The 25950-nt window shown below is 61.9% G+C and carries 21 protein-coding genes, 2 pseudogenes and 1 riboswitch; of the genes and pseudogenes, 3 read left to right on the top strand and 20 right to left on the bottom strand.

The window, feature by feature from the left end; translation table 11 throughout:
- The first annotated feature begins 36 nt into the window (after positions 1-36).
- The gene (locus tag PM3016_RS28195; protein WP_014371785.1) at positions 37-519 is read left to right on the top strand and encodes a hypothetical protein; all 483 of its coding nucleotides are present in this window, start codon (positions 37-39) and stop codon (positions 517-519) included.
- Here the strand turns inward: PM3016_RS28195 and PM3016_RS28200 are convergent.
- The 3 genes and pseudogenes from PM3016_RS28200 to PM3016_RS28210 form a co-directional block, all read right to left on the bottom strand.
- The gene (locus PM3016_RS28200; RefSeq protein WP_014371786.1) at positions 495-1373 is read right to left on the bottom strand and encodes an MBL fold metallo-hydrolase; all 879 of its coding nucleotides are present in this window, start codon (positions 1371-1373) and stop codon (positions 495-497) included. The two genes, PM3016_RS28195 and PM3016_RS28200, sit on opposite strands and share 25 nt — an antisense overlap.
- Positions 1374-1410: 37 nt before the next feature.
- On the bottom strand, positions 1411-2139 hold the full coding sequence (locus PM3016_RS28205; protein WP_014371787.1) for a hypothetical protein: 729 nt from the start codon (positions 2137-2139) through the stop codon (positions 1411-1413).
- 145 nt (positions 2140-2284) lie between these two features.
- Positions 2285-3150: pseudogene (locus PM3016_RS28210) on the bottom strand (glycoside hydrolase family 43 protein).
- Between the two features lie 308 nt (positions 3151-3458).
- On the opposite strand from PM3016_RS28210, the gene PM3016_RS28215 reads away from it, so the two are divergent.
- Entirely contained in the window at positions 3459-3920 is a 462-nt protein-coding gene (locus PM3016_RS28215) for a GNAT family N-acetyltransferase (RefSeq protein ID WP_014371789.1), read from the top strand.
- A 53-nt stretch (positions 3921-3973) separates the two neighbouring features.
- Here PM3016_RS28215 and tenA read toward each other — a convergent pair whose 3' ends face one another.
- From tenA to PM3016_RS28235, 4 genes are all read right to left on the bottom strand, one after another.
- Positions 3974-4645 carry a thiaminase II gene (gene tenA, locus PM3016_RS28220; RefSeq protein WP_014371790.1) on the bottom strand — a complete coding sequence of 224 codons (672 nt, stop codon included), beginning with the start codon at positions 4643-4645 and terminating at the stop codon, positions 3974-3976.
- A gap of 34 nt (positions 4646-4679) precedes the next feature.
- Positions 4680-5957: an acetylornithine deacetylase gene (locus PM3016_RS28225; protein WP_187298040.1), complete on the bottom strand. Its 1278-nt coding sequence runs from the start codon at positions 5955-5957 to the stop codon at positions 4680-4682.
- Positions 5958-6180: 223 nt separating this feature from the next.
- A riboswitch (TPP riboswitch) is annotated at positions 6181-6281 on the bottom strand.
- A 46-nt stretch (positions 6282-6327) separates the two neighbouring features.
- On the bottom strand, positions 6328-8292 hold the full coding sequence (locus PM3016_RS28230; protein ID WP_014371792.1) for an ATP-binding cassette domain-containing protein: 1965 nt from the start codon (positions 8290-8292) through the stop codon (positions 6328-6330).
- A complete protein-coding gene (locus PM3016_RS28235) occupies positions 8286-9131 on the bottom strand; it encodes an ATP-binding cassette domain-containing protein (RefSeq protein ID WP_013919832.1) in 846 nt (281 codons plus the stop codon). The genes PM3016_RS28230 and PM3016_RS28235 overlap by 7 nt, the downstream gene beginning before the upstream one ends.
- A gap of 110 nt (positions 9132-9241) precedes the next feature.
- Between PM3016_RS28235 and PM3016_RS28240 the strand changes: the two genes are divergently transcribed.
- Positions 9242-9802: a biotin transporter BioY gene (locus PM3016_RS28240; protein ID WP_014371793.1), complete on the top strand. Its 561-nt coding sequence runs from the start codon at positions 9242-9244 to the stop codon at positions 9800-9802.
- A gap of 248 nt (positions 9803-10050) precedes the next feature.
- Here PM3016_RS28240 and PM3016_RS28245 read toward each other — a convergent pair whose 3' ends face one another.
- The 13 genes and pseudogenes from PM3016_RS28245 to PM3016_RS28305 all read right to left on the bottom strand — a co-directional run bounded on the left by PM3016_RS28245 (position 10051) and on the right by PM3016_RS28305 (position 25801).
- Positions 10051-10989, bottom strand: a complete 939-nt coding sequence (locus tag PM3016_RS28245) for a family 43 glycosylhydrolase (RefSeq protein WP_014371794.1) — start codon at positions 10987-10989, stop codon at positions 10051-10053.
- Between the two features lie 248 nt (positions 10990-11237).
- Positions 11238-12725, bottom strand: a complete 1488-nt coding sequence (locus PM3016_RS28250; protein WP_238540335.1) for an alpha/beta hydrolase — start codon at positions 12723-12725, stop codon at positions 11238-11240.
- 562 nt (positions 12726-13287) lie between these two features.
- On the bottom strand, positions 13288-14052 hold the full coding sequence (locus tag PM3016_RS28255; protein WP_014371796.1) for a FadR/GntR family transcriptional regulator: 765 nt from the start codon (positions 14050-14052) through the stop codon (positions 13288-13290).
- Between the two features lie 15 nt (positions 14053-14067).
- Positions 14068-14793 carry a LutC/YkgG family protein gene (locus PM3016_RS28260; RefSeq protein ID WP_014371797.1) on the bottom strand — a complete coding sequence of 242 codons (726 nt, stop codon included), beginning with the start codon at positions 14791-14793 and terminating at the stop codon, positions 14068-14070.
- Entirely contained in the window at positions 14786-16297 is a 1512-nt protein-coding gene (locus tag PM3016_RS28265) for a LutB/LldF family L-lactate oxidation iron-sulfur protein (protein ID WP_013919839.1), read from the bottom strand. The genes PM3016_RS28260 and PM3016_RS28265 overlap by 8 nt, the downstream gene beginning before the upstream one ends.
- Positions 16294-17022 (bottom strand): (Fe-S)-binding protein, encoded by a 729-nt coding sequence (locus PM3016_RS28270; protein WP_014371798.1) that lies wholly within the window; start codon positions 17020-17022, stop codon positions 16294-16296. The genes PM3016_RS28265 and PM3016_RS28270 overlap by 4 nt, the downstream gene beginning before the upstream one ends.
- A 526-nt stretch (positions 17023-17548) precedes the next feature.
- The gene (locus tag PM3016_RS28280; protein ID WP_014371799.1) at positions 17549-18307 is read right to left on the bottom strand and encodes a DeoR/GlpR family DNA-binding transcription regulator; all 759 of its coding nucleotides are present in this window, start codon (positions 18305-18307) and stop codon (positions 17549-17551) included.
- 45 nt (positions 18308-18352) lie between these two features.
- Complete coding sequence (locus PM3016_RS28285) at positions 18353-19825, bottom strand: rhamnulokinase (RefSeq protein WP_014371800.1); 1473 nt, start codon at positions 19823-19825, stop codon at positions 18353-18355.
- Positions 19822-21042: an L-rhamnose isomerase gene (gene rhaI, locus PM3016_RS28290; protein ID WP_014371801.1), complete on the bottom strand. Its 1221-nt coding sequence runs from the start codon at positions 21040-21042 to the stop codon at positions 19822-19824. The genes PM3016_RS28285 and rhaI overlap by 4 nt, the downstream gene beginning before the upstream one ends.
- A gap of 360 nt (positions 21043-21402) precedes the next feature.
- A pseudogene (locus PM3016_RS28295) lies at positions 21403-21776 on the bottom strand (sensory rhodopsin transducer).
- Between the two features lie 20 nt (positions 21777-21796).
- Positions 21797-23866: a bifunctional rhamnulose-1-phosphate aldolase/short-chain dehydrogenase gene (locus PM3016_RS28300; protein WP_013919845.1), complete on the bottom strand. Its 2070-nt coding sequence runs from the start codon at positions 23864-23866 to the stop codon at positions 21797-21799.
- Positions 23867-23886: 20 nt separating this feature from the next.
- Positions 23887-24165: a hypothetical protein gene (locus PM3016_RS37645; RefSeq protein WP_014371803.1), complete on the bottom strand. Its 279-nt coding sequence runs from the start codon at positions 24163-24165 to the stop codon at positions 23887-23889.
- 349 nt (positions 24166-24514) lie between these two features.
- On the bottom strand, positions 24515-25801 hold the full coding sequence (locus tag PM3016_RS28305) for a class II aldolase/adducin family protein (protein WP_014371804.1): 1287 nt from the start codon (positions 25799-25801) through the stop codon (positions 24515-24517).
- Between the last annotated feature and the right edge of the window lie 149 nt (positions 25802-25950).

Below are 25950 nucleotides of genomic sequence, written 5' to 3' on the forward strand. Positions count from 1 at the left end.
GCAAGGTGACGAATAAGTACGGAAGAGGTATACGGTATGTTCAAAAAAATCGTCCTGACCTTTGCCGGCCTCGCCCTGTTCCTGGTGGTTGTCTTCGTGGTCTGGCTGCAGTATGGGACCCGGTATAATCAAATCGAGGTCTGGCAGGCGAACTGGGCTTTCGAGACGCCTCCGGAGCAGCGGACGACCACCGTGTTCGAGCATGTCGGCCGGGACCCGGATCAGTACGTCATTGTCGAGTACAGCGCAGAGGCTGTGGAAGAGCTCCGGGGACGCAATACATGGCATTCCGCCGGAGTCCCGGGTGCCGTACAGGCCCATGTCGCTTCCTTCCAATCCCTGATGAAGGAGCTGCATTCCCAGGAGTCGCAGGTGCTGGAGGAACAGTTCCGGAACCATCCGGTCCCCTCCCACGAACGCCTGCTGTATTTGACCCGGACCAAGGAGGATGGAAGCCGGATGCTGGCGGTGCTGGACGCAGAGAATCGCAGGCTTTATGTCATGGAAGTTTTTTTCTGAAGGACGACCCCGTTCACAAAATACTCCAGCGTCTCCAGCTCCTCCTCGGTCAGCCCTCTTCCCTTCCGCTTCTCGTACGCCTCCCGCATCCGGGCTGAATCCCCCGCGAACTCGTCCGTGAGCTGAGCCATCGTCCGGAGGAGCGCCGCCTCCTCCCGGAACTCCGCCTTCGACACCGGCTTCCAGTGGGACAGGACGTACGTCTCGGCATCGAAGGTCTCCAGGACTTCGAGCAGTGCGAGCGTCTTCCCCGGCGTATAGTTCCGTTTGGCGGAGAAGATGTCGGCATAGATGCAGTCGCCTAGGAACAGGATCCTCTCCTCGGGGATGTACACAACCACCGAATCCCCGGCATGGTCCCCGCCCACATGCTGCAGCACACAGGTTATTCCGCCAAGGTCCAGCTCCATCCGGTTCTCGAAGGTCATCACCGGCAGCGCAATCCGGATGTCCCGGTGGAGAGGGAACTCTTTCTTGATGGCGGAGGCACAGAACTCAATCTCCGTCCCTTCCTCCACCCGCCGGTCCAGCGCCTCATCGCTCCAGGAGAAGGGCACGAGCTTCTCCATGGCCTCCCTCGTCCCGCTGGACGCGATCGACACGGCATGCTGATGCAGCCATTCCAGGCCAAAAATATGATCCCAATGCCAATGGGTCAGCACCGCGAGATCCGGCGCCCCGATTCCCCGCTCCTCCAGCTCTTCGAGGAAATACCGGGCATGGGCTTCCGAGTTGCCCGCATCGATCATGAGCCTCCGCTCCCGCCCCACGACCATGCCGAGAATCGGCCGGTCCGTCTCGGACACGGGGGTTTGGTACCAGAATCGTTCGCCTACTTTTTCTATCGTTTGCATGGTGGTGCCTCCTTGTGGGGTCGTATTTATTTTTTCTTTAATCACGGATCTCCCATGTAACCTTGAAGCTCCCGCTGCCTCCTCCTCTGGCTTTAGCCACGATTCGATAGACGCCATCCTCCTCTGCTCTAATGGCGGTTTTATGATCAGTGGTTGTCTGCAGCACAGCATACCCGCCGTTTGGCTTCAGGGCATGATGACCCGTGGACGAACCTCCTTTTACATTCCATAAAAAACTGAAGACCAGCGTTTGTCCTTTGCGCAGCTCTACCGGAATCTCCCGGGCACCGTTAAACAAATCAAAAGCTGCCTCATAAGTTGAATTTGAAAAGGTTTCCTTCCATCCAATTTTCAGATCGTTCACAATCGTCATGGAGAGGAAAAGAACTCCGGGGATTACAATGCCCATCAAATAAGAGGTCCGTGGATGTTTGGACGCCAGTCTGCTGCCTGCCCAGAAGATCAACGCCGTAATCGCCCCCAGGGTACCGGTAACGAGCAGGGTGCCGAACAACTCCCCAGCGGATAGCGCAGCCCCTTTGCTGAGATAACCGGCGGCCGGAAAGTAACAATAACCGAAAAAAGCATAGAGCAGCCCCTCTTTAAGGGGTCGATAGGAAGGAAGGTATCGTACGAACATATCGATGATGATAGAACATGCAGCGCCGTAAAGATAAAGGATTCCCCATAAGTTTATTTCCTCCATCAGGCGAAAAGATAGATACCCTCCGCCCATGAGCAGGAATAAAGCCCAGAGACACAGCATGGCAAATCCAGCTGAAGCCATCTTCTGAAGCAAATACCGGAATACGGAACGGATAATTGTAACCTCCTTCGGAAAGCCCCCTCATTATACCTGCTTTCCATAAGAAAAACAGCCCGCCCCTTGGCAGACTGTTCTCCATCTTCCCTTACAGCAGGCCCGATGCCCGCAGCTCCTTCACCGGATAGAACACCGGCCGCTCGTTCGGCGTCCGGTTCGGTGCGTGGATCGTCAGCATCCACTCGCCCCCGAAGGCGCGGAACAGCATGCCGTGTCCGCCGTCCTCCTCGAGCAGCCGATCCGCGTCGTGAACCCAAGGGCCCTCTATGCGGCCCGACGCCGAACGGGCCAAGCCGATCGCATAGCCCTTGTCCCCGATGCTCGACCACAGCATGACGAGCTCACCGGACTCCGTGCGGTGCAGGAACGGCCCGTCCGTCACATAGTCCGTCTCCTCCCGGGCATGCCGCGTCCACGCAGCCTCCGAAGCGCAGAACAGCAGCAGGGGCTCGCCCTCGGTGCCCCGCAGATCACGTGTCAGGCGCACCGCATACATCTCGCCGTCATGCACCTGCAGCCACTCCCGGCAGAAGATCATCCAGGGAGCCCCTTCTTCATCGAGGTACAGCGTGCCGTCAAGACACTCCCATCCCGCAGGAGTTAGAGGCCCTCCGATCAGCGGCACGAACGGCCCGAGCGGCGAGTCGGCCGCCAGAATCTGCGTGCCCCGGCAGCGGTCCTCCGCCTTGAACGAAGCGAACATATAATAGCGGCCCTCGTAGAGATGCACCTCCGGCGCCCAGAAGTGGCGGTCCGCCCAGAAGCCCAGCTCCGGCCGGAAGGCAGGGAACGGCCTTCCCACGACTCCAGATCCCGGCTGCGGAACACGTCGAACCCGACGCCGGGGCCCTGCCATACATTTTCATCGGTGGTTCCGTAGAGGTAATACAGCCCCTCGTTCTGCACAGGCACCACGAACGGATCGCGAATCCGAATTTCATCCCTGCGAAGCATGGTTTCATCCTCCTGACATCTGTGCGGCATTGGGCGGCTGATCCGTCCGCCCCAATCTAACCCGACTATAACGAAGAGGCCGAGATTCGTCCATCCACAGAGCCGACTTCCTTGTTCAAAAAACGGTGTTTCCCATCCGCACGTGATTGACAGGGATTGCCTGTACCGCGTATCGTGGAACCCGGAAGCAGAACCTGAACCCTTACCAGAATAGAACCAGAGTTAGAACCACCATTAGAATCAGAACCATGACCAGACCATACGAATGACTATAACCTCTTGACCGAAAAAGGAGATGTGTACGCACAATGATCGTCCGACTCGCTCTAACCGACCCGGAAACCGCCTCGAATCTGCTGAAGGTGCAGACCCCGTCCTATCTCGTCGAAGCCGAGCTGATCGGGTTCCACGGCATTCCTGCTCTGAATGACACCGTAGAGTCCCTGGCCCAATCCGGGGAGACGTTCTACGGATACTTCGCCGGCGGGGAGCTTGCCGGAGCGGCAGCCTACGAGCTCGATGGAGGCACGATGGAGATTACGCGGCTGGTCGTGCATCCGATGTTTTTTCGCAGGGGCATTGGAGGCTCCCTCATCCGGTTTCTGCTCGAATTGAATCTTGGGGTGAAAGGATACCGGGTGAGCACCGGGGCGAAGAACGGGCCGGCCAAGCGGCTTTATACGAACTGCGGGTTCAAGGAGGCCGGGGAGCTGGAGGTCGCCCCGGAGGTGTTCCTTACGCTTCTGGAACGGGGGGTTGCAGGCCAGTAAAAAGACCTCCCGCATGCCGTCGCAGGAGGCCTTCTATAGTTACCGGGGACGGATCAGCCCGCCGGCCACATTTGGCCGTGATAGGCCATGTCCCAGAACATGTACTCATAGCGGGTCGTGTTCAGGAAAATCTCCTCGAGCCTCGCCAGTTCCGCTTCGGAGCGCCCTTCCGCCAGCTCGTCGAGCAGGCCGATGCACCACTGGGCCAGCGCCTCGAACTCCTCCGAGCTGTACATGCGGATCCACTCGCCGTAATCCTCGTGGTCGGCCGCACCCGGAATCCGGCTCAGCTCCTTGCCGATCTCCCAGTAGCTCCACATGCAGGGCAGCAGGGCGGCGACGAGCTCCGCAAGCGATCCGTTCTGCGCCGCATGAAGCATGTAGTGCGAATAGGCCAGCGTGATCGGCGACGGCTCCGCCGTCTCGAGCTCCTCCTCCGAGATGCCGAAGCGGGCCGCATAAGCACGGTGCAGCGCCATCTCCTCATGCAGCGTCGAATGCAGCAGGGCGGCGAACTTTTCCATCGTCGCCAGGTCATTCGCCTTCACCGCCCCCAGGGCGAAAAGCTTCGCGTAATCGATCAGATACAGGTAATCCTGGATCATGTAGAAGCGGAATTTGTCCCGGTCCAGCGTCCCTGCGCCCATCTCGCGGACGAAAGGATGCGAGTGATTTTGCCGCCAGACTCCCTCAAGCTTGCCAAGCAGCCTCTGCGTGAATGTCATCGTTAACCCTCTCCTTGACTCGTAGTATCGATGGTTACTCCTTGGGCGTATGGCCCCATTCGTAGATAAAACGCAGCATCACCTTCGTATAATCGACGAGCTGCCTGACGGATACGCTCTCGTTCACCGCGTGGGCGTTCTGCAGATCCCCCGGGCCGTAGATCGCGGCCGGTATGCCGGCATCGGCGAACCAGCCGCCGTCGGTCACGGTAGGCGACACATCCACCACAGCCGGTACGCCGAGCGCCCCCTCGTGCGAGCGCTGCAGCAGCCGGACGGCCTCATGGTCCGGATCGACCTCCAGGGACGGGAACACCTCGCCCCGGTCCTCGATCATCGAAGTGCCGCCCCAGCGGAACTCCAGCGGATTCTCGCGCAGCCACGGGTCCGCCGCAGCCACCCGCTGCAAGTGCTCCTCGATCTCCCGGGCAACCCCTTCATACGTTTCGTCCGGGTAGAAATGCACCGTGATCCACAGCCGGCACTCGTCGGCAATGAACGCTGCATGGCGGCCTCCTTCGATCACCGCCGGATTGATCGTGTTCGTGCCCGGCTCGAAGCCCGGATAGCTCTTCATAACGGCCCAGTGCCGCTCCAGTTCCTGGAGACCTGCGATGACCTTCATCATCTTCTCAATGGCACTGGCGCCGTGGAGTCCTCCGCCTGCATGGATCATCCGCTTGCGCGTAGCGTCGTGGTGGGTGCGGGCGCTGCGGACCGTCACCCAGCCGGTGATCACGCCGCCCTGGCCCTGGATGTGCAGGTCGCTGGTATCGACCACCACGGCGAAGTCCGCCGTGTATCCGCGCCGGCAGCACTGCAGCGTGCCCGCTTCGCCGACCTCCTCGCCGATCACCGACTGGAAGGTGACGTCGCCCGGCAGCCGGATCCCCGCCTCATGCAGCAGCCCGATGGCGAACAAGGCGCCGGCCAGCCCGCCTTTCATATCCGAGGCGCCCCGGCCGATCAGGCGGCCGTCCCGCACCGCCGGCGCGAACGGGTCCTGGTCCCAGGGCTCGTCCTCACTCACCTCCGCCACGTCGATATGTCCGTTGACGATGAGGCTCCGGAAGCGGTCCGGTTCGGTTCCCTTGAGCACCCCCACGACATTGGGATCGCCGGGATACACGTCCCAGCGGTCGACGGAGAATCCCCGTTCCTCCAGATAGGAGGCGACGAAGGCCTGAGCCTCCTCCGTATTGCGTGCCGGCGGAGCCGGCGTGCGGAAGGCAATCAGCTTCGAGGCCAGCGCCAGAAGCTCGTCCTGCCGCTGCTCCACCAGGCCGGTTAATCGCTCGAGCGTTTCGCTCAGGGCAGATTGGAGGCCCGATGCCGGAGATGTCTCCCCGCCCGGCAGCCCCTGAACCGTATGCTTCGGTGTGTTCTTCACTTCCCAGCTTCCCCCTCATGTACAGGTTGGGCAGCGCCTTGCCTGAACCATGACGCAGAGCTTGAACCATGTGCAGGATGGAAAAGCAAAAAACCGCTCTCCCGAAGGAAAGCGGTTCATACATCCATGGACACAGGTGCGTGCGGCGGACGGCAGACCACTTCCCTTCGCTGGCATTACCCAGATCAGGTTCAAGGGTTAAGACCTGCGTCTCTCTCAGCCTTGGCGGCACCCCTAGTGTTCCTATCAATATTCCATTACAAACTCTTTTCTTCCGTCATGGTAGCATACCCTACGCCCAGCCGGCAACCGCAAGAAGTCCCAGAACAAGGACTCCGGAAGCGGCCAGCAGCAGAATGTCCCCCCGGTCCCACCGGATCGGCTCCCTGCGTCGTACGGAAGGCCCCTCGATCCGGCAGCCTCTGGCCTCCAGCGCGAGCGCCAGATCCTCCGCATGCTTCATCATGGAGAGCAGCAGCGGGATCAGAAAAGGCGGCACGTCCCGCAGGCGGATCTGGCCGGGCTTCACCCGCGCGCGTCCCCGGGAGCGGACGATCAGCGACATCCGGCCCATCTCCTGCAGCAGCTGGGGGATCATCCGCAGTAGCAGAGCGGCGTACAGGCTGACCGTGCCGACAGGAATGCCGGCACGGGACAAGAGGCCAAATACCTGCTCGAGCCCTTGGCGCAGCCCGCGCTGCCCCGTCACCCGCACGAAGACAAAGCCGAGCATCATCACCAGCGCCAGATTCGTGAGCTGGCGGAACGTGACGGAGGCCTGCGCGGCTGAGAACACGCCCGCAGCCCCGCTCTCCGCCGCCCCCCACTGCATGCCCGCCAGCAGGCAGGAGAAGAACAGGAAGAGCAGGTACGGCCGCAGCGGCTTCAGCACAGCTCCGGACGGTACGCGGAAGCGCACCAGGCAGAAGAGCAGCAGCAGGGCTCCGGCTCCGAGGCCGGCCCAAGTGCCCTGGATCAGCATGCCTGCGGACAGCAGCAGATAGACGATCCACTTCGCCACCGGGTGGCGGTGGAGAATCCAGGGATGCACCGGGTCCGGGGGCTCCGCATCCGTCAGCGCCTCGTCGGCACCGTCTCCCCGCCCTGGAGGGAGGGGAACGGCTGCGGCCTGGGCGGGTGTGCCGTCCTGCCGAGCGGTAGCTGCGCTGTGCTCGTCAGCCCCGGGCGCAGGAGGCGCCAGCGGGAGGACGGAGCCGCCGCTTACCGCGGCTGGCTCCCGCGGGTGTGCCGGTGCTGCGGCGGCGCAGTCATGTCCGAGGCCAAGCGTCTCGGCCACAGCCGCTTCCGGGCGGCCCGGCCTTGCGGCGGAAGGCTCGGCCGGGCCGCCGGGCGCTGCGGCGGCAATCGGGCTGGACGCAGCCGCGCCAGGCGCCTCGGCCCCCACCGCCACGGCCGCCTCCAGGCTGCGCCGGAGCGCCGCCGCGGCCGCCGCCGGGTCCGCCGGCAGCACACCGGCGCTGCAGCCCCGGACTGCCAAAGCAGCGGCGAGCCGCACCGAGGCCGGCAGCCCGACCCCTGCCGCCAGCAGCGGCGCCGGGTCGGCGCACCACGCCTCCGGCGGCCGGTCGCCCGCGACGGCCCCGTCGCGGATGACGATCACGCGGTCGGCGACGGGGAAGAAGGTGTCGAGATCGTGGGAAGCGATCACGACACCGCCACCTCCCCGCTTGTGGGCCAGCACCGCGTCCAGCAGCGGCGGAATGCCGCCGGGATCGATGCCTGCGGTCGGCTCATCGAGCAGCAGCCAAGGCGGCTTGACGGCCAGCGTAACCGCGAGCGCCGCCCGGCGTTTCTGCCCCTCGGAGAGCGTCAGCACCGCCTCCTCGAGTAGAGCCTCGGGCAGCCCCGCAGCCCGCATGCCCTCTTCCGTTCGCCGCCGGATTTCCTCCTTGGACAAACGGAGCGGCCGCAGAGAATACGCGAACTCCCTGCGGAGGGTCTGCGCGAACATCTGCCTCTCGGGATATTGGAAGGAGATACCCATCAGCCCGGGAGCTTCCCTGTGCAGCTTCTCCCCTTCCCACAGCGGGATCTCCCCGTACCGGATCGTCCCCGACGTCAACGGAGCCAAGCCGGCCAGGGCCAGCAGAAGCGTGCTTTTCCCCGCCCCGGTTCTGCCGATAACAAGCGTAATTTCTCCGGGCCGCAGATCGGCATCCGTGGGGCGCAGCAGCGGCCGGCGTGAAGCATCCCCCTCCGGATACACGGCGGCTCCGCGCAGCGAGAGGGTCAGCATGGAGCCACCGCCTCCGCCAGTTCCTCCACCGTCAGCGGCAGACGCTGAAGCGGCAGGCCGAGGCGCTGCAGCTCCTGAGCGACCCGCACGGCATACGGCGGCTCGAAGCCGAGGCTCTCGCACGGTGTGCCGCCCGCAGCCGACCGTTCATAGAAAAAAGCGCCCGGCGTGCCGCAGAACACCAGCCGGCCTCCATCCACGGCGGCCACACGGTCTGCATAGGACAGCTCATCGAGCAGCTGCGTGACCCAGACCACGGTCGTCCCTTCCCGGTGCTTGCGCCGTGCCGTCTCCAGCAGCGCCTCCCGCGAAAGGGGGTCGAGCATCGAGGTCGCTTCGTCGAACAGCAGCAGCGGGGGCCGCAGAGCCAGACAGCCGGCAGCCGCCACCAGCTGCTTCTGCCCGCCGGAGAGCGAATCGACGCGGCGGCGGGCCAGTGGAAGAAGACCGGTATCCTGCAGCGCTTCCTCCGTGCGGGCATCCATTTCGGCGTCGCTCAATCCCATATACTCGAGGCCGAAGCGTACTTCTTCGTAGACCGTCTCGCCGAGCAGGTGGGTATCCGGATTCTGAAACACAAGCGGAATGGTGCTTCCCGCAAGCTCCGGAGCGGCGTCCGTATCGCGAAACCGTACCGTGCCCGAAGTGGGCTTATACAGTCCCGCCATCGTCCGCACCAGGGTGCTCTTCCCGCTGCCGTTCGTTCCGGCAATGGCGAGCCATTCCCCCTGCCTGACGGACAGGTTGATATCTTCAAGCAGCAGCCGGTTTCCATCGGCCGTAGGTAAGGTATATGTAAGGTTCTCCATCCGGAGCAGCACAAATGGGTCTGAGATCATAAGAAAAAACTCTTTTCCGGGTAAGATTCGTGTGATAGAATGCTCATTAATTACATATTGTTAACCAACATTCCATAATCCAAGGTTAACAAAACAAAGGGGAAAGATCAATGAAAACATCCTTGTCCATCCGGGGTCTCGTCTTCAGTACACTGTTCGGCGCGCTGTTTGTCGCGTCCAGCTTTTTCAACATTCATCTCGGCTTCTCCCCGGTGCCTATCACCTTCCAGAACCTGGTCGTGATGCTCGCCGGCCTCATCCTGGGTCCCGTCTACGGCTTCATCAGCATCGGCCTCGTGGTCCTGCTGACGGCGGCCGGACTTCCGCTGATGCACGGCAACGGCGGACTGACGCTCCTTCTCGGCAAGACGGGCGGCTTCATCTGGGCCTACCCGTTCGCTGCGCTGCTGATCGGCTGGGTGAGCGAGCGCGTTCAGGGACGCGGCGTCTGGGCATTTGTCCGCCTGTTCCTCGCAGCCGAGGTGTTCGGTTCCCTGATGCTCTACGTGACGGGCGTGCCTTGGCTCGCGCATGTGGCGAACCTTCCGATGCAGAAGGCCATGGTAGCCGCCTGCTACCCGTTCCTGCCCGGCGATACCGTCAAGGCGGTGCTGGCCGCACTGATCGCCCTGCAGATCCGGCAGGTATTCCCGGTCTCGCGGCTCCGGTAGCGTATCGACGGCACAGGCCCAGTCGCAGATTCCCTATTGTCGAAAAAAGCCATCCGGGAACGTCCGGATGGCTTTCGTTTTTAGCGCTTCTTTTGTAGGCACCGGCAGAAGCGGTGCATTGGCACAGCAGCCCCGGCAAGCACGGCAGCTTCGGCGGCCCCGGATCATTCGGACTTAGCCAGCCCTGCCTTGGACTGCCCCTTTTCCTCTGCGATGCTCCAGCCTTTCTTCCCCCCGCCGGCCGCCGCCTATTCCAGGCCCGGCCCTTCCCCGGGCTGCAGATTCAGCACAAAAGCTTCGTTCCGGTCACACGCCAGCACGCCGTCTTTTACATGGAGCCTCGCCGCTTGGATGGAGGATCTTCGGCTGTCATAGGCCTCCTCCGGCGTGCCGTCTTTTCTTCCCGGGTGGGTGAAATAGAAGATATACGCTTCCTCATTCTGTACGACCACATCGGCATGGAGGCCCATCGTTCCATCGTCTTCCCTTGTGCCTCCCTCGCCGAGGATAAGGCCGCTGCGTTCCCAGTTCTCCAGATCATCCGATCGATAGACACCTTGACCTCTCCATTCGTCGATCATCATCCAATACCAGCCTTTGAAACGGAACACGTTCGGTCCTTCATGCGCCCGGTGGGTCAGCACCGGCCCCACGACCTGCCACTGGAACAAATCCGGGCTGTCCGCCGCATACGTGTGGGAATGATGGGCCTCGTCCTTGTACCACATCCGGAACCGGCCGTCCGGCATACGGTAGATGCACGCGTCGATCACCCGGTCGCTCGAGAGCTCCAGCTGCGAGCGGAAGGTCCACTGCAGCAGGTCCGGCGAAGTATAGTGCAGCAGATGCCTCGGGTGGCCCGCCCACTCCTCCGGTACCCCTCGGATGTAGCTGACATACATGTGATACAGCCCGTCATGCCAGACGATCTCCGGCGCCCAAAACGTATGGCGCCCCCATTCGATATCCAGTCCGCTCAGCGTTCCCCGGTACACCCAGCTCTGTCCCCCGTCCGAGGAAGAGGCGACGCCGAGATCCGTTCCGTGCACCCACGCAACTCCGCGTCCCGGGGCTGTGGCCCTGCGGTTGGTATAGATCATCCACCATTCCTTGGCCTGGCGGTTCCATATCAATACGGGATCGGCAGCCCCGTCATAGACCGGATCCCGAAACAGCGGTGCTTTCATGGCGATGTAACCTCCTTGAATATGAGTTCCATGGAATCCAGTGCCTCCGCTGCGGTGTCCCCACAAGCTCCGTCCTGCACTGATTCTGTTCGTGTCCCCATCTTACCGCAGCCGTCCAGCCGCCGGAACCTAAAAATCAGACGCCTTTGTTCAAAACTCCGACATTAGCAGGAACGCAGCCGGAGATAGAGCAAGATTGGGGTTAGATTCGGTGATACCTCTATGGAGACGAGATCTGCCTTAAACCGCTAGAGGCTGAACAGCTGCCAGTAAGCCGCCCATGCGGCGAAAAGCACCACGCCTCCCAAAAGCAGCCCGTTGCACATACGCGTACCCGTCCCGCTCCCTTTACGCAAGCTGAAGGCATAGACCGCCGCCGCCCCGCAGGTAATCACGGCCAGCAGCTGCAGGAGCAGCCACACCAGCGGCCGGTCGCCCACGATCGGAGCCACATGTTTGGCTCCGCTGCTCATGAGCCAGCCGAAGTAGACGGTGAACCCCAGCACCGTCAGCAGTCCTGAGCCTGCCGCCAGCCCGCCGGTGCCGAACCGGGGCCCTGTACCGCGGGAAGCCGCCCCCTCCCGGCGAAGGCGTCTTGACCGCCGCAGGAAGGCCATCCAGCAGCCAAGGAACAAGACAACCAGCACCAGCATCGTGCCAAGCTGTGCCCACGCCGTTTGATACCAGGCGATGGTATGCAGTCCCGGCTTGGAAAGATGCCCCTGCTGCGGCACATCGCCGGCGGTCTGCGGTCCACTGGCCTGGCCGGAGGTGACATGCTTGACCCAGGAGGTCATGGTATCCGCATATCCGGCCGGAAATTCTTCCGTCTGCTGAACCCCGTCAGGGGCCGAGCGCAGATTATGACCGGCCCGATCGAAGAAGCGGTAGGAGGCGGATTCGGACTTCTTTTCCAGCGCCTGCTTCAGAAGACGGTAGCTTTCGAGCGGCGGTTCAATGCGGTCCTGCCTGCCCCAGATCGCGAGCACCGGCTGCTTCACTCCCTCGAAGGCCGGCAGGGGGTTATAGTCCGCTTCGGCGAACATGCCGGCGGAGACGGCCAGCCGGAGCGCGCGGTCGGAGAGGGCCTCCACGACGCCCGGACTGCTCACCCCCTGGCCCTGCAGCCGGTTGACGAGCTGCCAGGACTGCTGCCGGACCGGCGCAACGCCCGAGGCGCCTACGGTGATGAGGAAATCCGCCCGGTCCGAGCGTGATGCGGTCAGGGACGCAACCCACGCCCCCTCGCTGATCCCCCAGAGCCCGATGTGCTCCGGATTCAGTCTTGGATGTGTACGCAGCGCCTCCACGGCCGCCCCCGCATCCGCAGCAAGCAGATCATAGGAGCGTCCTCCGCTGCGGGATGAGGCGAAGCCGTCCTTGCGCTTATCGTAGATGAGAGCGGCAATACCCGCCCTTGCAAAAAGCTCCGCCTCTCCGCGGTACTTCTCCCTGTTCACCGAATTGGAGCCGTGTACCAGCACAACCGCCGGATGCGGCCCCGGCGTATCCGGCAGGAGCAGCGTACCGTTCAGCGTGAGGCCTTCGCTTGTGAACTGCACCGCCGCCTCCGTCCACTCCGATGGCTGTTCCGCTGCCTGCACACCGGGGAGCATCCAGACCAGTAGCATGACGGCCGCCATTATGCTTAGCATCGCCTTTTTGACGACGGATGAGATGCCGCTCCCCCTTGCGTGTGCCTGCGCTTTTTGCGCTGGATCCCTATAGATTGCCAATGTGTTCCCTTCCTCTCTGCACCGGGAAAGTTCCCGCTTCTTTCCTTCAGCATACAGGCAAGGAAGGCAGAGGGTAACGAACCTGCGGAGGGGAGACCCCCTGGACCCAAGTCGCGTGCGGCGCTGGACTTGGTTTTCGAGGAATCGATTCACCATGGACAGGGACAGATCATATGAAAGAGCCGTCATCTGATGAAAATCATCACTACATCAACCGGAAAGCCCTCATCGGCCTCATATGTGATGAATTCGATCAGATAACGCAGCACAACGCCTCCATCCAGGCATTTCACGCTTTTTTATGATGTTTTATATCAAAAACTCCGGGTTTCTGTTCATGTCCGCTGCTTATGCGATGATTTTCATCAGATACTCGGGTTCCAAGTAACTTGATCCTTACGGCAAACCTGCGGCAGCCTTTATCCGTTCAGCATATATAGCCCGTTTAAAAAAACACAAAACACCCTGCCCGACGCCATCTCCAGCGTACAAACAGGGTGCTTCGTTTTGGTCCAACCGCTCCACCCCGGCGCCTCGACGCCGGCTCCGCAGGAGTCCGTGTCTACCCGTCCGTCAAAAAAGCCTCCATATGCTCCAGGTGCAGCCGCATCTGCTGAACGGCGCGGTCCTGATCGCACGAAGCCACCGCCTCGTAGATCGCAGTATGCTCCTCCAGCAGCTGCCGCGAAATGCCTTCGCTGCTGCTGCGTTCCTGCACAGCCGGGCCGGCCGCCGGCTCCCGGCGCGTGCCCGCAATCGCCGCATGAAGCGGCATCGCGATCGACTCGAACACGCGCAGCAGCACCGGATTCTGTCCGGCGCGGGCCAGCGCCATGTGAAAGCGCAGGTCCGCCTCGTCCGCATCCGCGCCGCCGGCCGCCGCATGCTCCATGTCCGCCAGCGCCTCGCGCAGCCGCTCGAGGTCCGCGTCCGTCCGCTTCGCGGCGGCAAGCGCGGCGTTGGACACCTCGAGCATGCTGCGGGCCTCGAGCATATGCGCCAGCGCGCTTCGGTCCAGGGGCAGCGCAGCCGGGGAAAGCCCCTGCGTGCCTGACGCATCCGCCGCCGCCGCAGCTCCCGCCTCGCCCCTGCCGATCACCCGGCAGGCGCCGCCCTGGCGGATCTCGATCAGCCCCATCGCCTTCAGGGCGCTGAGCGCCTCACGGGTCACGGAGCGGGAGACGCCGAAGCGCTCGGACATCTCCTTTGTGGACGGCAGCCGGTCGCCGGCCTTCAGCCGTCCCTGCAGAATCTGCGCCTTGAGCTGCTCGGTCACTTCTTCGTAATGGCTGCGCCTCGGCACAGGCGTAACTGGAGTTCCGTTCATGCGCCCAGTCCTCCTCTAGCCGACGAGCAGGGCGTAGACGATCCCCGGTCCATGAACGCCGATCGTCAGGTCATTCTCGATATCCGCCGAGCGGCTCGGACCGGAGATAAAATGAATCCCCGCCGGCAGCGCTTCGCGCCCCGCCGCGTCGAAATTCACGAGAATCTCGCCCAGCCTCGTTTTCAGCCGCTCCACCGGGATGATCACGAACAGCACGGTGGGCAGCAGGCTGACGGAGCGGCCTTTTTGCTCCGCCGAAAGCACCGTAACCGAGCCCGTATAGGCCGCCGCATAGTCCGCCATCACCACGCCGAAGTCCGCTTCCGCCGCACGGGCCTTCCAGTTCTCCTCGGCATCCGTGTTCCAGACGGATACCTGCGCCTGCGGCAGGGCCGCCTCCAGGCCAAGCCCATCCAGCTCCGGCTGGTTCTGCCGGACGACATACCTCGCTCCGGTCTCGGCCGCTTTGTCCGAAATGAAGCGCGTCACGTCCTCCATGCCGGACAGCCGCTCGACATGCCCGCCGACGCCCCGGAAGTTCGCCGTGAACCGCTCGATCCGCTCTTCCTCCGGCCACTCGAACTCCCGCCAGAAATCCGGCGCCCCGATGACGGGGCGGACCGGCTTCTGCGTCACCTGCGGGCGCCCCAGCTTCTGGGCAATGCCCCCGATGAACCGCTTCTGCTTCGCCTTCGATTCCTCTTCCATCCGCTGCAGCCACTGTGCATGCGTCTCAGCCATGTCCGTGTCCTCCCTTGCCGCGCTGCTTCACGATCGCTTCCATCCGGCTCTTCACGGCCGGGTCCATCTCCTGCAGACCGCTGCGGATCTCCGCCTCCAGGGTGCCCCACTGCTCACGGAACGACTGCTTCGGCAGCGTCGGCGTGACGCGGTAGGTGTTCCAGCCCTTGAGCGGGCCGATCTTGATGCGGATCCCCCCGTCGCGGGCGACGAGCTTCTGGCCCAGCTTGCCGAGCTTCAGCGCGGTCTTCATCCGCAGCGAATCCCCGGCCAGGGCGGCGAAGCCCTTCATCCCGATCGTCTCCATCCGGTTGTCGTGGCCGGCCTCCACCTTGCGGCGGCGCAGGGAGACGAGCATGTCGTGCAGCGGGATCTTGACCGGGCAGGCCTCGTAGCAGGCTCCGCACAAGCTTGAGGCGTTGGCGATGTCGTCCCACTCCGCGACGTTCTTCTTCAGCGCCGGCGTGAGCACCGCACCGATCGGTCCGCTGTATGTGCCGCCGTAGGCATGGCCGCCGATATGGCGGTACACCGGGCAGGCGTTGAGGCAGGCCCCGCAGCGGATGCAGTTCAGCAGCTCCTGGAACTCGGGGTCCCCGAGCTGGAGGGAGCGGCCATTGTCGACGATGATGATGTGCATCTCTTCCGGTCCGTCCGCATCCTTGCTGCGGCGCGGGCCCGTGATGCCCGACATGTAGACCGTCAGTTTCTGTCCCGTCGCCGAGCGCGGGAGCAGCGTCGCCATGACTTCGAGGTCCGTCCACGAAGGAATGATGCGCTCCATCCCCATCAGCGTGATCTGTGTTTTCGGCACCGTGGACACCATCCGCGCGTTCCCTTCATTTTCGAAGAGCACCATGGACCCGGTCTCCGCGATCGCAAAGTTACAGCCCGTCATGCCGATGTCGGCTTCAAGGAACTTCTCACGCAGCTTCTTGCGCACGAACCCGGCCAAGATCGACGTATCCGGCGGCAGCGTCTCACCCGCTTCCTTCGAGAGGAGCTCCGCGATCTGGTGCCTGTTCTTGTGGATCGCGGGGATGATGATATGCGACGGCGTCTCGCCGGCGAGCTGGATGATGTACTCCCCGAGGTCCGTTTCGACGGCTTCCACGCCGATCCCTTCAAGCGCGTGATTCAGGTGCAGCTCCTCGGTAACCATCGATTTCGACTTCACGACCGACTTCGCCGATTTGTTCTCGGCGATCTGCAGCGCAATCTTGACGGCTTCCTCCCCCGTATCCGCAAAATGCACATGCACCCCGTTCGCCCGCGCATTGTCCGCGAACAGGTTCAGGTAATAATCCAAGTGCGCGATCGTATGCAGACGGATCTGCCGCCCGCGCTCCCGCCACTCGTCCCAGTTGCCGTGGTCCGCAGAAGCGTTCTTTTTGCCCAGTCTCAGCCGCTCCGTCGTGAACTTGACCGCCTTGCGCAGAAATTCATCGTTGAGCGCAAGCTCCGCTCTCTCCTTAACCGTTCCGTTCGCCTTGGCTGCACTCATGCGCCCTTCACCCCTTCATACAGCAGCTCCGCCAGGTGCATCACCCGCACGGGTTCTCCCCGGTACCGCAGGTTACCGGCAATGTTCATCAGGCAGGCCATGTCGAGCCCCACCAGCACTTCCGCTTCCGTTTCCTTGATGTGGTCCACCTTCTCGGTCACCATCGCGCCGGAGATGTCCGCCATCTTCACCGCGAACGTCCCGCCGAACCCGCAGCAGTCCTCGGCAAAAGGCAGCGGAACGAACTCCAGCCCCTTCACGTGCTCGAGCAGCACAAGCGGCTCCTCCTTCACGCCGAGCAGACGGCTGCCGTGACAGGACGGATGGTAGGTCACCTTGCGCGGGAAGTTCGCGCCGAGATCCTTCACGCCGAGCACCTGCACGAGGAACTGGGTGAACTCGTAGGTTTTCTGCTGCAGCTTCTCCGCCTTCTCGAGCAGCACCGGATCGTCCTTGAAGAGCTGCGAATAGTGGTGGATCATGTACGTGCAGGAACCCGAGGGCGCGATCACAAAATCGCTGTCCTCGAACGCCGCCAGGATCGTCTTGGCGGATGCGCGGGCCTCGTCCCAGTAGCCGCTGTTATAGGCAGGCTGTCCGCAGCAGGTCTGCACGGTCGGGAACTCCAGGCTGACGCCGTAACGGGCCAGCAGACGGACCATCGCCTCCCCCACGGGAGGGAATAAGGCATCGCTCAAGCATGTGATAAACAAGGAAACTTTCATCTTGCACCTCTCGCGCTTTAAGGATTTTGGAATAGGAGAACCTGTGTACAAAAGGGGGGCTGAGCCAATGCAGCCTATAGTTATCAGGTTATCAGATAAGTTGAATAAAAAACAGAGCCAATTGCAAAAAAAGTTCGGCTCTTCTCTGGGAAGAAGCCTTTCCTGGAGGAAGAAAAGGGAGAGCGGATCCGGCTTAGCGCGGTCCTTTCGGGTTGCGGTACGCTCCCTGAACGGTTTTCCCGTCTTACGGGACGCATAACGTTCATGGTCGGCGCGTGAGTTCCCCGTTAACGCGGATGTTCCTCCTTAACGCGGTCCCTTCCGCCGCCCTGCGCCTCAAGAACACGGTTGTTCCGTCTTCCGCCCACTACCCGCAGCCCGTCACAGCAGCTCTCGTCTTCGTCCCGCTTCCTCTACGCCTAGGTGAACCGGCTTCACGGCCAGCCACGGTCAGCGCCCAGGGGCCGATCTACACCCTTTTATCCTTCCGCTCCAGGAAAAGCTTCTTCCCAGCCCGCATCCCTGCCTATACGATCGTCACCGGCAGCCCCTTCTCCCGCAGCTGCGCCACCGCATCCTCGCCTAATCGGCGGTCGGTGATCATCGCGTGCACGCCGCTGAGCTCGGCCACCTGCGTGAACGCGCGGACGCCGAACTTGCTCGCATCGGCGAGGAGGATCACCTCGTCGGCGATGTCGATCATCCGCTGCTTCACGCGGGCCTGCAGCTCGTTCGACTCGGAGATGCCCCGCTCGAGATGCACTCCCTTGCAGGAGAGAAAGAGCTTGTCGACGTGATACGCCTCGAGGGACCGCTCGGCCAGCGGGCCGACATAGGACAGCGAGCGCTTGGCCAGCTGCCCCCCGGTGCAGATCACTTCGACCTTCTCTTTGGAGCTGAGCTCCGTGGCGACCCGGATCGAATTGGTCAGGACCGTCAGCGGAATGTCGGGCAGGTAAGAGGCCATATACCAGGCGGTCGTGCTGGCGTCGAGCAGAACGCGGTCATGGGGCTGGATCCGCAGCACGGCCTCCTGGGCGATGCGCCGCTTCTCTTCGGCGTGCATCACTTCCCGCTCGGCATAAGGAATCTCTCCCTGCTGCTCCTTGACGGAGACGGCGCCTCCGTGGGAGCGCCTCAGCCGCCCGGCCGCTTCGAGCCGGTCCAGATCACGGCGGATCGTCTCCTCCGTCACCTGGCACAGCTCGCTGAGCTCGGAGACCCGGATGCTTCCTCTTTCGTTGACCAACGCCACTATTTTCTCGTACCTCTCAGCCACCAGCATAAGCCGCCCTCTTTTCCTGTCCATATTGCAAACCTGCGTCAGTCCTCAGTCCGCCAGCCCGGCCAGTCTGCGGAAAGTGCCGTATGCCTCTTCCCACGCTTCGCCATCCTGCGGTTCGTACACCGTGACCGGGAACGAGTCGCGGATCACCCGGCGGGCTTCCCAGATGTCCGAGAACTCGCCGCGGGCGATCCACTGCACCGCCAGATTGCCGATCGCGCTGCCTTCCGCAGGGCCGGCCCAGACGGGCCTCTTGATCGCATTCGCGGACCACTGGCACAGCAGCGCATTCTGAATGCCGCCGCCGACCATGTGAAGCCCGCCGAACTGCTGCGCCGACAACGTCTCGGTCAGCTCCAGCACATAACGGTATTTTAACGCCAGACTCTCCAAAATACAACGAACAACCTCGCCCGGCCCCTCCGGTGCACGCTGTCCCGTCCGGGCGCAGTACTCGCGGATGCGCGGCGTCATGTCGCCGGGATGGAGGAACAAGCCGTCATCCGGATCGATGAACGCTCCGAAGGCCGGCGCCTCTCCGGCCAGCTTCACGAGCTCGGGGAAGGAGTATTCTCTGCCCGCCCGGTCCCACTCACGCTTCGTCTCCTGCAGAATCCACAGGCCCATGATGTTCTTGAGCAGCCGGTACGTCCGCCCCACGCCGCCTTCGTTGGTGAAGTTGTACTTCTGCGACAGCTCGTTAATAACCGGACGGTCCACTTCGGTGCCCATCAGCGACCAGGTGCCGCAGCTCAGATAGGCAAAAGACCGCTCCGTCGCCGGCACCGCCGCCACCGCCGAGCCCGTATCGTGCTCCGCCACCGCGATGACGGGAATGCGCGGAAGGCCCAGCGTCTCGCTCACCGAGGAGCGGAGCTGCCCGGCACTTGCCCCCGGATCGGCAATGGGGCCGAACCACGAAGACGGGATCCCGATGCCTACCAGCAGATCCGCATCCCATCCGCCGGTCAGCGGGTTGTAGAACTGGGTTGTCGTGGCGTTGGAGAACTCGTTCAGCGCCTCGCCCGTCAGGAAGTAGCGGAGCAGGTCGGGAATCATCAGGAAGCGCTCGGCGCTTGCGAGAAGCGGGGAGTCCGCTTCCTTCAGGGCCGCCAGCTGGTACAGCGTGTTGAACGGCAGGAACTGGATGCCGGTCTTCCCGAAGATCGTCTGCTCACCAAGCCGTGCAGCCACCCGTTCCATCACACCGTCGGTGTGATGATCCCGGTAATGGTACGGGTTACCGAGCAGCTCGCCATTACGGTCCAGCAGACCGAAGTCTACCGCCCAGGAGTCGATCCCGATGCTCTCCGGCGTCTCGCCCCGGTGCTTCGCTTTCAGCAGGCCCTGCTGAATCTCGTGGTACAGACGGAGAATATCCCACTGCAGCCGGGAGCAGGTGGCTACCGGGTCGTTGCCGAAGCGGTGGATCTCCTCTACCTCGATCTTCCCGCCGGTGAGGCGGCCGAGCAGCGCTCTGCCGCTGCTCGCCCCAAGGTCAAATGCGAGAATGCTCACCAGCTCGCACCGCCCTTGCCTCTCACCAGGATGTCCTTGCCGTAGGAGCTGCTCAGGTACGCTTTCATCGGATCGACGGGCAGCCCCTGCTCTTCCCGCAGCGCATGCAGCAGCGGAGTCACGTCGAATTCGAACGCGCGGCGTACCGCATCTTCCGCACCCAGCACGTCGCCGCGCAGCTGCGCCTCTTCCACTTCCGCGTGGTTGATGAGCAGCGCCTTGGCATACTGCGTCTGCACGTTGAGGACGGAGCGGAGCATCGCCGGGATTTTCTGCTCGATGTTGTGCGACTGGTCGATCATGTACGCGATGTTGTCCACGGTGCTGCGGATCTTCGCATCGTCGTCGTTCGCCGCGCTGAGGATCTGATAGAAGATCAGGAACAGCTCGTACGGGTTGACGGAGCCGACCACAAGATCGTCATCCGCATACTTGCGGGAGTTGAAGTGGAAGCCGCCGAGACGGTTCTCGTCGATCAGGTAAGCGACGATGTGCTCGATGTTCGCGCCCGGCAGATGGTGGCCGGTATCCACGAGCACTTCCGCCTGCGGTCCGAGCTTCAGCGCATAGTTGTACGCCATGCCCCAGTCTGCGATATCTGTGTGGTAGAATGCCGGCTCGAAGCACTTGTACTCGATCAGCATGCGCATCTCCGGCGTCATCGCCTTGTACATCTCGTTCAGCGCTTCAAACATCCATGCTTTGCGCTTGCGGATATCGCCCTGGCCCGGGTAGTTCGTGCCGTCGGCGAACCACAGGCTGAGGTCGCGCGAGCCGGTTTCCTTGGCAATATCCACGCACTCCAGCAGGTGGTCCGTCGCCTTGCGGCGCACGGCCGGGTCAGCATTCGTCACGCTGCCGAGCATATAGTCGTCCTCTTGGAACAGGTTCGGGTTCACGGCGCCGATCTTCAGCCCCAGGCTCTCGGCGTGGTTGCGGAGCTTGCCGTAGTCCTCGACCTTATCCCACGGGATATGGATCGCCACGGACGGACAGAGACCGGTCAGCCCATGCACCTGCGCGGCATCCTCGAACTTCTCGAACGGGTTGCGCGGCACGCCTTCCTTCTGGAACACCTTGAAGCGTGTGCCCGAATCCCCGTAGCCCCAGGACGGCGTCTCAATGTGGAGCGCTTTCAAACGGCTTTTGACTTCCTCCAGGTTAATGCCCCTGGCTTGCTGCTGCTCTTCAAATAATGCGTAGGCGCGGTCGGACACGTTCAACACCCTTTCTTCATCTCGTATGCGGTAGCCCTTTATTGGCAGGTTATCTTTCGGTTTCGGTTCTAAACATCGGACATTGACGCCAATAGAGGAACAGAGATGCGCTATGGTCCTCAGTTGGACCGCCTCCTTGAAAATAACGGAACTCAGATGCGTTATCTTAACCGAATACCGGCAAAACAGACCGTTTGCAGGGCGATAAGATACCTGAGTTCCGCTATCTCGCGGGAAGCGATAAAAAATCATCTTATAAGGAACTGTAGTTCCGCTATTTCGATTTCACAGGGCAAGTACGGCTTAACCTTCGATGTTCCGGGGCCAATCGAGTCGCCTGATTTGGCCCCGCCCCGCTTCTTAACGAACCGGATAAGCCATCGTGGACATCAGCGCATTCTCGGCCTGCGTCGAGTCGAGACGGCTGTACTGCACGATTACCGGCACGTCGCTCACGACTTCGATCGCATAAGGAACGCCCGCCGGAATCGACACGCCATCCTTGAGCAGCGAGCTCGTGCGGATATGTCTCGTTCTCCGGCCCGGAACCACAACCAGAATATCGGTCAGCGGGTCACGGTCTTCAAAAAAGTCGTAAAGCGGAGCAGCGCTTCCTCCGAGCCGGTGTTGAGCACGCACACGGATTCGTGGCTCGTGAGCTCGCCCGAGCTCTTCTCCGGAATGTAGGTGTCCGGGATCACCCAATGCTTCTCGCCTTTGGCCTGATAAAACATACGGTTCACCACTCCTAAGCTTAGCGGGTAAAGGCAGCCGGAACGCCGCCGTCGATCGTCAGCATGCAGCCCGTCGTCTTCTCGGACTTCGAGGAGGCGAAGAACGCGATGCCTTCAGCGATATCGCTCGGATAGATGTTCACGAGCAGCGTCGTGCGCTTGCGGTAGTACTCTTCAAGCTGATCCGGCTCGATGCCGTAAGCCGCAGCACGCTCGTTGCGCCACGAACCGTTCCAGATCGCGGAGCCCTGCAGGATCGCATCCGGCAGCACCGTGTTCACGCGGATGCCGAACTCGCCGCCTTCGGCCGCGATGCAGCGGGCCAGGTGCGCTTCGAGCGCTTTTGCCGCGCTGTAAGCCGTTGCGTTCTTGCCGGCATAGACGGAGTTCTTCGAACCGATGAACACCATGTTGCCGCCGATCGCCTGTTCTTTCATCTGCTTGAACGCTTCGCGCGCCACGAGGAAGTAGCCTGTGCCGAGCACGTTCATGTTCAGGTTCCATTCCTTGAGGCTCGTTTGGTCGAACGGGCTCGAGGTCGCCAGACCCGCGTTGTTGACAAGGATGTCCACGCCGCCGTAGGCCAGAGCCGTCTCGGCGAAGGCCGCCGCCACCTGCTCTTCGCTCGTTACGTCCATTTTAACCGCAATAGCCCGGTTCTCGCCAAACTTCTCGTTGATCTCGGCCGCCACATTCTGTGCGCCTTCGAGGTTGAGGTCCGCGAGCACCACGTGAGCGCCTTCGGAAACGAGTCTGCGCGCGGTTGCGCTGCCGATGCCGCCGGCGCCGCCCGTGATCAGGGCCACCTTGCGGGAGAACTCGGCTTCCGCCGGAGCCAGCGTCAGCTTGTAAAGCTCAAGCGGCCAGTACTCGACGTTGTAGGATTCGTTCTCGCTCAGGGAGACGAATTCGCCCAGCGCCGTGGCGCCGCGCATAACGGCAATCGCACGGTGGTACAGCGCGCCGCTGACCTGGGACATCGCCCAGCTCTTGCCGGTGTTGATCATACCCACGCCAGGGATGAGGATGACGCGCGGCGCCGCTTCGAACATCACGTCGCCTTCGTTCTTGTTGCGCTCGAAGTACGCTTTGTATTCTTCCTTGTAGCGGGCGATCCCTTCCTGCAGCTTCGCCTTCAGACCGTCAACGTCCTCCGCGTTCGGCTCCCAGTCGATGAGCAGCGGCACGACCTTCGTGTGCACAAGGTGGTCCGGGCAAGCGGCGCCGACCTGGGACAGCTTCGGAGCGTTCTCGCTGGAAGCGAACTGCAGTACATCCGCCTCGTCGTCGAAGGAGAGGATCATTTTCTTCACGTCGCTGACCGCACCGCGGATCGCAGGCATCACTTGAGCGGCGATGCTGCGGCGCACTTCCGGTGCGAGCACTTCGTACTTCGCGCCGCCGAACAGCTTGGCTTCGTCCACGCGGGCGTCGATGAAGCTTTCCGCTTCATTAATAATCTGTATCGTCTTAGCGTAGCACTCTTCGGAGGTTTCGCCCCATGTCACCAGACCGTGCTTCTCCATGAGGACCAGCTCGGCCTTCGGATTCGCGAGCACGCCTTCGGCGATCATCTTCGAGAGCGTGAAGCCGGGACGCACATAAGGAACCCAGACGAAACGCTCGCCGAAAATTTCCTTGGCGATCTCTTTGCCGTTATCCGCGCAGCACAGCGCGATGATTGCATCCGGGTGCGTGTGGTCGACGTGCTTGAAAGGCAGGAACGCGTGGAGCAGCGTCTCGATGGACATGCGCGGGTGCTTCGAGTCGATCATGCAGTGGGTCAGGTACGCGACCATCTCCTCGTCGGTCATCTCCGGCTTCTCGAACAGCGGACGGATATCCTCCATGCGCAGGCCGGTGAAGTTGCCGGCTTTCATCGTCGCGAGGTCGGAGCCGCTGCCCTTCACGAACATCACTTCGACGTCACGGCCGCGGAAATCCTTCACGGTTGTCTTCGCGGACGTGTTGCCTCCGCCCCAGTTACACACGCGGCGGTCCGCTCCGATAATGTTCGAGCGGTATACGAGCTCGTCGAGTCCGCCCTGCAGCTGCGATGCTTTCGTCTGATCCCACAAACTTTGTACCATGGTTTGGTTTCCCTCCGAATTTACGCTTGAATGGTTTTGTTTTTGCTTGTTTCGATCTTATCACCTTTATTTGTTTTTGTATAGTATAAAATCAAAAATAAACGGGCATACTTATTCCCTTTATCGGGAACAAAAGAAAGACCGGACTTCTGAAACGGTCCAGGGCTATCCGCCAAAGCCAAGCGTTCATCATTGACCCGGAGAAGGAGGCACGGCTGCAGAAGCTGTCGCGGTGGTTTATTTCCCAGAATAGACCCGGGGAACACTGGTATCAGCCGACGGCCATTGTCCCAGCGCATGTCACTTGAACCCTCCACTTGATACCTCCACTTAAAACTTCCTTGGTTATAAAAAAAAGACAGCCTTCATCTGAAGACGCTATCTATGCTGTCTGTACTATCTATGCTGTCTATGCTGTCTATGCTGTCTCTGCTGGCTCTGCTATCTATGCTGTCTGTACTATCTATGCTGTCTCTTCTGTACTCCAGCCGCCATCATGAAATCCATCCGCCAGTCCCGGGACCGCTCGCACTTCACGATTATGCGGATCGCTCCCGAGCTCCTGCGCCGCGATCATCGACTTGCCGCTGTATTCAATTCAGCCACCTCCAGCCGTTCGAACACATCAGGCGCCGGCTTCCGTCACTCTTACAATCCAAAAGCCTTCTCAAGCTCCCCGATCCGTTCTTCGTCCATATGCACTACAGCTCCCAGGCTCTGCGCCGCGATCATCGACCTGGCGCTGTATTCCGCCACCTCCAGCCGGTCGAACGCGCTCAGCAGGCTGTCTCCCGTTACAATGACAAAGTTATTGCGCACGATGGCGATCGGCGTATCCTTGGTGAAGACGGCCGCAGCCGTCTCCGGATCGTCATACACGGCGTGGAACGGAAGCTTCGGCATCCGGCGGAGCAGCAGATAGCTCTCGGGGATGGTCCGGGAATCGAAGTCCGCATCCGTGACGGCAAAAGCCATAATGCTCGGCGGATGGGCGATCAGCACGGAATTCACATGCGGGTGCGCCTCATAAATATGGCGGTGGAGCAGGTGCGAGCGGCTTGGTTTTTTGCCGGCCTCCGCCCTCCCGCCTTCGATCCGCACGAGGTCCTGGGGCTCGAGGTACTTGCGGTCCATCCCATGGGGCGTGATCAGAAAAGCATCCCCGCCGATCCGCTCCGAGTACGTTCCCTGCGTGCTGGTGAACAGCCGCTGGTCATAGGAGCGCCGGATGAGCCGGCACATCATCTCCCTCGCCTCCCGCTCCCGCGTCGGGTATCCGGCTGCGGTGAACGGCTCCAGCGGGAGCTCCCGGCAGGCCCGCGCCTTGGCGATGTCTTCTGCGGCCAGCCGGACCGGCGTTCCGATGCGGCTCGCCTCGATCTCCAGCCGCGCGCAGAATTCCAGTGTTTCGAACCGCTGGAATGCCTCGAACAGATCGCCGCCGCCGGCAACAACGCCGTGATTCTCCAGCATTACCGTGTCGATCCCCCGTGCGAAAACTTCCGCGATCCGTTCGCCGAGCTCGGCGCTGCCCGGAACCGCGTAAGCCGCCATGCCCACCTCTCCGCAGATCTCGTGCTCATCCGGGAGCAGCCTGGTGTCCGGGATGCGGCGCACGATGCTGAAGGCCACCAGCGCGGGCGGGTGCGCATGCACCACGGCCCGCAGGTCCGGCCGGTCCCGGTAGATCCGCTGGTGGAACGGGAATTCGCTGGACGGCCTGTGGGCGCCGACAACCTGTCCGTCCGGCTTCACGCAGACGATATCCTGGCGGGTCAGCGCGCCTTTGTCCACGCCCGCCGGAGTGATCCAGATGTCTCCGTTGTCGTCCCGGATGGAGAGATTGCCGCCGGAGGTCGTTGTCATCCCGTACCCGTAGATGCGCTCCATGAAGAGGACGATCTGGTCCGCAGGAGGAAGAAGTCCGAATTTCATTGTGGGTCACCCTTTCCGAATCTTTGTTTATGATTGTTTCTGTTTGTCTTCTTTTACTTTATCACACGCCCGGAAGGAAAGTATTGATCTGGATCACACCGATGCATTCTTTTCCAGCCGTCTGCCGCCCCTATTTAGTTGCTATACAC

The organism is Paenibacillus mucilaginosus 3016 (genome assembly GCF_000250655.1).
Lineage (GTDB): Bacteria > Bacillota > Bacilli > Paenibacillales > NBRC-103111 > Paenibacillus_G > Paenibacillus_G mucilaginosus.